This window comes from Roseibacillus persicicus, from assembly GCF_014651675.1.
GTDB classification, from domain to species: Bacteria; Verrucomicrobiota; Verrucomicrobiia; order Verrucomicrobiales; family Akkermansiaceae; genus Roseibacillus; species Roseibacillus persicicus.
Genome location: NZ_BMXI01000037.1, coordinates 1 through 2,820 on the forward strand (window position 1 = coordinate 1; position 2,820 = coordinate 2,820).

The window sequence follows — 2,820 nt, forward strand, 5'->3', positions numbered from 1 at the left end:
AAATCCGACCGCGCTGGCGAGTCGGAGGCTTGACTGGAGGAGGGGTCGTGATAGAAGTAGTGAAAGCGCGCTGAGTCGGTCGGATTGGGTGTGCTGGAACGTTAGCCAAAAATGAAACTTGTAGCACTAGTCCTTTTCCAAGTCGCTTGCCTCACAAGCCTGGCTCACGCAGATGAGAGCTCCGAAAAGGCGAAAGAGTTTTGGGATTGGTTTGAGCTTAGAGGTGACAGAATGGCAGAGCTGTTCAGCTATGAAACTGGGGCGAAAGCCCAAGATGACCCAAAATTACAGAAGAAGATCGAAGATGGTGTCGGATTTGTCGGAGATAAGATGCGAGAGGTAAATCCCATGTTCTCTCCCTTCTTTGGCTTTGCGAACGGAGAGAATACGCTGACCGTCACTGTTCATGGTGATGCGGAGTATTTTGATGATGTTGACCGATTTATAGCTGCTGCCCCCAAGATCAAGAGCTGGAATTTCGTGGCGCTAAAGCAGCCACGCAAGATGGCCCCTGAGATGGAGATACAGACCGGCTCTTTTAAGCTCAAAGTAGGAGATTGGAATTATTCGAAAGTTAAGACCAAGAGCGGAGCCTTCGATTTTACGATCTTCGTTCCAAATAAGGTCTCGGATGATCAGGAAGGATTTGACCGATTATTTGTCCAAGTACTTACGGATACTCTTGGAGAGCGTCTTGGAAATACCGTAATCGGAAAAGTTCGGACGGTTCAGAGCCCCAAAGAGCTTCCGGAGGGGCTGCTTCCCTTCACAGACATTGGTGCAGATATTCAGAAGGCGACAGAATCAGGCTAACAATGCGCCGATGCCAAACCCGACCGCGCTGGCGAGTTGGCGATTGACAGCATACTTGCAGGCTGTAGAACTAATAACAGCTCGCTGAAAGGTCGGTTTGGCAGGGCTAGAACGTTCTGCAAAAATGGCATCTGATGATTGGTTCCGTCGTAAAACTTGGTCTGAGGAGGACGAAGCGGAATTCTTCACTCGACTAAAGAGATCACGTGGACAGTTTCACAAAGCGCAATATCTTCGAATACAGGCAACTTACTTGGAGGACGAATATCCGGAGATCGCACTCAGGCTCATAGCCATGGTAATTGAGGAGTATCCTGAGCCATTTGAACTTCCGCAGGCCTTCCTTCAAAAGGCGCATTGTCTGATCGCTCTTGGTAGAACTGAAGATGCGATTTTGTCCTTTCGGAAGGTTTTCGAGCACGAGGAGGCGAATTCGTCCTCTAATACACAGGGGTATCTCGACTTTTCCACCTTCGTTGTGGTTAGAGAGCGTCGTGAGCTTTATGCAGAGGTCAAACAGATTCTCCACAAGCACTCGGATCGTCTGATGTTTCCTGTGGACCATTATAGATGGAATTCAGCGTTGGCCATCATCAGTGAAGATGACGGCGATCTAGCTGGAGCGGGTGCTTTTGCAGCTCGAGCACTTGATGCGGCCAAACAAGAGAATTCTGGATTTCGCTACCATCCAAAAGTTGGGCTTGTTAAGAAGCAGGACAAAAGAATTCGAAGGCAACTCCTGAAACTAGCGAAGGCAGAACAATTCGCAGCACACAAATCTGACCCGCGCGGAGGGTGACTCGTGAGTTTTACTTCTTCGGTATATTTTATCGGCGCTCGTAGGCCTTTTGGCTTCTCGGCTCAGATTGTGTGTGCTAGACGTTCGCTTGGAATCGTATTATTTGGACGATTTTTTCTGCTTGGACGAGGCAGTGGAACGCTGGTTCTTTCGGGGTGGACTCCAAGTTGGCTCCTCGGATTTGTTCCAGATGGTTTGATTGGATCTACGTTGGTTTCGATGTCAACGATGAGGTGAGAATGGCCAGGCAGGTGAGGGAAGGCGTGCAGATTTTTGTTGCCGTTACGGGGTTTTGACGAAGTCCGGTGACAAGGCTTTGTTTTTCCGGCAGGGAAGGTTTTATTGACGGGCCTCGAACGAGGGCATCCCGTCATAGAAGTTTCGGCGGTCTACGAAGAATTCGGATATTGCTATATTTTGACAGCGAACAATGCGCAGCACCACAAATCCGACCGCGCTGGCGAGTCGGAGATTGACTGGAGGAGGGAACGTGATAGAAGTGTTGAAAGCGCGCGGAGTCGTTCGGATTGGGTGTGCTTGAACGTTCGCCTGAAATCGATGAAATGGAAATTGCGGCCACTATTCTAGGTATGCTTCTCATCTTCGCACCTATCCGGTTCATCATGGGAATCTGCGACTACCATCGTGTTGCCGAGTGTCTTTTTTCCAAGAACTGCGAACTTCTAAAGCTAAATTGGACGCTTTTTGGTCCAGGTTGGTGGGCAAGAGGTGCGAGGATTTATGAAGTTTCTTACAGCGATGACGAAGGAGCAATTCACGTTGCGTATTTGAAGACCTCAACTTGGGGAGGAGTTTATCTGAGCGAAGATAGGATTGTCTCGTTGTCAGAGAAGAATTTGAGAGTGGATGCTCCCTTAGAGTATTTTGAGAGAAGAAAACTCGATGACGAAGGCAGTAGTTTGGATTTCGTTGAGGTTTCGCCTATTAAAACCGAGAATTAGTCGTAGTAGTCAGCAGCACCAGACCGGCGAACAATGCGCAGCACCACAAATCCGACCGCGCTGGCGAGTCGGGCATTGACTGGAGGAGGGAACGTGGTAGAAGTAGTCAAAGCGCGCTGAGTCGGTCGGATTGGGTGTGCTGGAACGTTCGCTTAGAATCGTGTTAGCTGGACGATTTTTTCTGCTTTGACGAGGCAGTGGAACGCTGGTTTCTTTGAGGTGAACGCCAAGTTGGCTCCTCGGATT

At 49.3% G+C, this 2,820-nt stretch carries 3 protein-coding genes; all 3 read left to right on the forward strand.

The genetic code is table 11. The features are described 5' to 3' along the window. The first annotated feature begins 111 nt into the window (after positions 1 to 111). The 3 genes from IE099_RS20385 (at position 112) to IE099_RS20395 (ending at position 2,574) form a co-directional block, all read left to right on the forward strand. Positions 112 to 813, forward strand: a complete 702-nt coding sequence (locus tag IE099_RS20385) for a hypothetical protein (RefSeq protein WP_189574603.1) — start codon at positions 112 to 114, stop codon at positions 811 to 813. Positions 814 to 937: 124 nt separating this feature from the next. Beyond that, the gene (locus IE099_RS20390) at positions 938 to 1,612 is read left to right on the forward strand and encodes a tetratricopeptide repeat protein (protein WP_189574605.1); all 675 of its coding nucleotides are present in this window, start codon (positions 938 to 940) and stop codon (positions 1,610 to 1,612) included. A 590-nt stretch (positions 1,613 to 2,202) separates the two neighbouring features. Next, entirely contained in the window at positions 2,203 to 2,574 is a 372-nt protein-coding gene (locus IE099_RS20395) for a hypothetical protein (RefSeq protein ID WP_229809620.1), read from the forward strand. Positions 2,575 to 2,820: the final 246 nt, after the last annotated feature.

Coding starts and splice junctions, on each gene's coding strand:
- IE099_RS20390 (WP_189574605.1), top strand. CDS start 938: ATGGCATCTGATGATTGGTTCCGTCGTAAAACTTGGTCTGAGGAGGAC.
- IE099_RS20385 (WP_189574603.1), top strand. CDS start 112: ATGAAACTTGTAGCACTAGTCCTTTTCCAAGTCGCTTGCCTCACAAGC.
- IE099_RS20395 (WP_229809620.1), top strand. CDS start 2,203: ATGCTTCTCATCTTCGCACCTATCCGGTTCATCATGGGAATCTGCGAC.